This window comes from Streptomyces sp. NPDC058375 (genome assembly GCF_042723425.1).
In the GTDB taxonomy this organism is placed as follows: domain Bacteria; phylum Actinomycetota; class Actinomycetes; order Streptomycetales; family Streptomycetaceae; genus Streptomyces; species Streptomyces durocortorensis.
The window spans coordinates 1-4,001 of the sequence record NZ_JBHXJG010000408.1 but is presented as its reverse complement, the minus strand read 5'-3'; the positions used below and the strand labels follow the sequence as shown (position 1 = coordinate 4,001).

General features: G+C 73.3%; 3 protein-coding genes. 1 reads left to right on the top strand and 2 read right to left on the bottom strand.

All coding sequences use genetic code 11. From position 1 onward, the window contains the following. Positions 1-23: 23 nt before the first annotated feature. Positions 24-2,306, bottom strand: coding sequence for a DEAD/DEAH box helicase (locus tag ACFWM7_RS34245; RefSeq protein WP_383268392.1), 2,283 nt, complete (start codon positions 2,304-2,306; stop codon positions 24-26). Positions 2,307-2,757: 451 nt separating this feature from the next. On the opposite strand from ACFWM7_RS34245, the gene ACFWM7_RS34240 reads away from it, so the two are divergent. Continuing rightward, on the top strand, positions 2,758-3,504 hold the full coding sequence (locus ACFWM7_RS34240; RefSeq protein WP_383268389.1) for a ferritin-like fold-containing protein: 747 nt from the start codon (positions 2,758-2,760) through the stop codon (positions 3,502-3,504). A gap of 69 nt (positions 3,505-3,573) precedes the next feature. On the opposite strand, the gene ACFWM7_RS34235 is transcribed toward ACFWM7_RS34240, so the two are convergent. After that, a complete protein-coding gene (locus ACFWM7_RS34235) occupies positions 3,574-3,846 on the bottom strand; it encodes a hypothetical protein (protein WP_383268386.1) in 273 nt (90 codons plus the stop codon). Between the last annotated feature and the right edge of the window lie 155 nt (positions 3,847-4,001).

Genomic DNA, 4,001 nt, shown 5'->3' with positions numbered 1-4,001 from the left:
GTGCTGCGGTGTCGCCGGAAGCGTCAGCTCTCGGTCGTCGCCGACGCCTTGCCCGCCGGGCGGGTGGCGCGGCGGCGGCGCGGCTTCGGCTCGGCGGCCGCCTCGCTCGCCACGGCCTCGGCCTCGGAGACCACGGCGGCCTCCTGGGTCGCGGTCGAGGTGACGCTGCGGGTGGCCCGGCGGCGGCGCGGCTTGGCCTCCGCCTCGGCGGCCGGGGCCTCGACGGCGGGCTGCTCGGTGGCGACGGCCTTGGCGGTGGCCTTCGACGCGGTCTTCGCGGCCTTCTTCTCCGCGGGCTCCGCCGTCTCCGCCTTCGCGCGGGACTTCGTCACCCTGGTCGCCCGGGCCTTCGGCTCGGCGACCGGCGCGGACTCGGTGGCCTTGGACTCGTCCTTCGGCTCGGTCTTCGCCTTGGACTCGGTCTTCGCCTTCGACTCCGTCCTCGGCTTCGTGGCGCGGGCCGGGCGGCGACGCGTCTTCACCTCGGGCTCCGGCTCGGCGGCCGGGGCGATCTGGAAGTCGACCTCGTCGGCCGGCTTCACGATCCGGGTGCGGCGGCGCGGCTTGACGGCCTTCGGCTCGGCGACCGGCTCCGCGATGCCCGCGGCGACGGCCACGGTCTGGAACTCGGCCGGAGCCGGGGCGGCCGGAGCCGCGGCGACGGGTGAAGCCGTCTCCTCGGTCACCGGCTTCACGGCGGCGCGGCTGCGACGACGACGCGGCTTGGTCTCCGCGACCGGCTCTGCGACCGGCGCGGCCACGGGTGCGGCCTCGATCACGGGTGCGGCCTCGGCCACCGGGGCGGGAACCGCCGGGGCCTCGGCGACCGCCACGGCCGCCTCGGTGACGGCCTCGGGGGCGCTGACGCGGGTACGGCGGCGACGGCGCGGCGTACGCGGCGCGTCGGACGCCTCGTCACCGGCCGGGGCGACCGGAGTGGCCTCCTTGGCGGGTGCGGGCACCGTCGCGGCGCTTTCCTCCGCGGCGGCGGCCCCGCCACGGGTGCGGCGGCGCTGACGCGGCGTACGGGTGCGCGGCTCGCGCTCCTCACGGGCGGGTGCCGGGGCGGCGGACTTGCGGCCGCGGCCGCCGGTCTCGCCGAGGTCCTCGACCTCCTCCGCGCGCAGACCGGCACGGGTCCGGTCGGCGCGGGGCAGCACACCCTTGGTGCCCGCCGGGATGCCCAGCTCCTCGAAGAGGTGCGGCGAGGTGGAGTACGTCTCCGGCGGGTCCGGGAACTTCAGGTCCAGCGCCTTGTTGATCAGCTGCCAGCGCGGGATGTCGTCCCAGTCGACCAGTGTGATCGCGATGCCCTTGGCGCCCGCGCGGCCGGTGCGGCCGATGCGGTGAAGGTAGGTCTTCTCGTCCTCCGGCGACTGGTAGTTGACGACGTGGGTCACACCCTCGACGTCGATACCGCGCGCGGCGACGTCGGTGCAGACCAGGACGTCGACCTTGCCGTTGCGGAAGGCGCGCAGCGCCTGCTCGCGGGCGCCCTGGCCGAGGTCGCCGTGGACCGCGCCGGAGGCGAAGCCGCGCTTCTCCAGCTGCTCGGCGATGTCGGCGGCCGTGCGCTTCGTACGGCAGAAGATCATCGCCAGGCCGCGGCCGTCGGCCTGGAGGATGCGGGCGAGCATCTCCGGCTTGTCCATGTTGTGCGCGCGGTAGACGTGCTGGACCGTGTTCTTGACGGTCGTGCCCTCGTCGTCGGGCGACGTGGCGTTGATGTGCGTCGGCTGCGACATGTAGCGGCGGGCGAGACTGATGACGGCACCGGGCATGGTGGCCGAGAACAGCATCGTCTGGCGCTTGGGCGGCAGCATGGTGATGATGCGCTCGACGTCGGGCAGGAAGCCCAGGTCCAGCATCTCGTCGGCCTCGTCGAGGACGAGCCCGCGGATGTGGGAGAGGTCGAGCTTGCGCTGGCCCGCCAGGTCCAGGAGGCGGCCCGGGGTACCGACGATCACGTCGACGCCCTTCTTCAGGGCCTCGACCTGGGGCTCGTACGCCCGGCCGCCGTAGATCGCGAGAACGCGGACGTTACGGACCTTGCCGGCCGTGAGCAGGTCGTTGGTGACCTGCTGGCACAGCTCGCGGGTGGGGACGACGACGAGCGCCTGCGGCGCGTCGGTCAGCTGCTCGGGCGTAGCGCGGCCCGCCTCGACGTCGGCGGGGACGGTCACGCGCTCCAGGAGCGGAAGACCGAAGCCGAGCGTCTTGCCGGTGCCGGTCTTGGCCTGGCCGATGACGTCGGAGCCGGAGAGGGCTACGGGGAGCGTCAGCTCCTGGATGGGGAAGGGGGACATGATGCCGACTGCCTCAAGGGCTTCGGCCGTCTCGGAAAGAATGCCGAGGTCGCGGAACGTAGTCAGGGTGCTGCCTCTTCTGTGAGACGCGGTCCGAGGCGAACGCTGGGGGTCGTACCGTGCCGGGGTTCATCATCCGGCCGTGGATGGGCCGGGTGGCGCGGGACCACTGCCGTCGCTCGAGCGCTCGTGCCGCTGAGGGGGCCCCTCATCTGCAGTCGTACGTGTCGTACGCACCGCGTGGAGGGCTGTCGGGTCGGAGCCGATCGGGCCACCGACCGGGCATCCTCATTCAAAGGGCGCGCCCCTGGCACAGCACAGTGCTCAGTAAGCGCATTACCACTGTACCCCGGATTCGCGCATGTGTGTTGGACGAATTCATCGGAACGGTATGAGGGCCCCGGCTGACCAGGCCCTTCCGCCCTGCGCGGAGCGGGCTATCGTTCCGTTCATGGAGACGCCAGACCACGCCACCGATACCCCCGCCGACCCGTCCGGAACCACTGGGATCGCCGCCCAGGACTGGGCCACCGCGGCCGCCGACCCGCAGTACCGCGCCGCGGTCGTGGACCTGCTCGGCGCCCTCGCCTACGGAGAGCTGGCGGCCTTCGAGCGGCTGGCCGAGGACGCGAAGCTCGCGCCGACCCTCGGGGACAAGGCGGAGCTGGCGAAGATGGCCGCCGCCGAGTTCCACCACTTCGAGCAGCTGAGCCGGCGGCTCGCCGAGGTGAACGAGGAGCCGACCACCGCGATGGAGCCGTTCGCCAAGGCGCTCGACGACTTCCACCGCCAGACGGCGCCGTCCGACTGGCTGGAGGGCCTGGTCAAGGCGTACGTCGGCGACTCGATCGCGAGCGACTTCTACCGCGAGGTCGCGGCCCGGCTGGACACCGACACCCGGTCCCTGGTGCTGTCCGTGCTCGACGACACCGGCCACGGGAACTTCGCCGTGGAGAAGGTGCGCGCCGCGATCGAGGCGGACCCGCGGCTCGGCGGGCGGCTCGCGCTGTGGGCGCGCCGGCTGATGGGCGAGGCGCTGTCGCAGGCCCAGCGGGTGGTCGCCGACCGCGACGCCCTCTCCACGATGCTGGTGGGCGGCGTCGCGGACGGCTTCGACCTGGCGGAGGTGGGCCGGATGTTCTCCCGGATCACCGAGGCCCACACCAAGCGGATGGCCGCGCTGGGGCTGGCCGCGTAGGGCCGCGCAACGCGCCGTACCGCGCTACTGGGCCGTAGCGCGCCACCGCGCTTCCGGTCCGTAACCGCGCTACTGGGCCGCCGCCGACCGGGCGAGGTGGCGGCCGCGTGGGCGGATCAGGAGCGACAGCGTCACCGCCCCGACCGACACGGCTCCGATCAGCGTTGCCAGTACATGGCCGGGCCCCAGGGCGGCGTGCGTCAGATACGCGCCGAACAGGGCGCCCAGCGCGCCGGTGAGATAAACCGCACGGCCGGACGGCAGGCGGCCGGCCAGTGATCGGAGCGCCGCCCAGGACAGGGCGAGTCCGAGTACGGCGGCACCGAAGGATTCCCAGATCACAGAGGATCACCTCGCGGGGGTGTGCGGGGCGGGCAAATCGGTCGTAGGCGGTACTACCCCCCGCCCGCGCCGAGCAACCCTCCAGCGGCCCCTTCCGACCCGTACGGAACCCCGGCGGGGAACCTGTGAAAGAGGCCCGCACCACACAGGAGCGG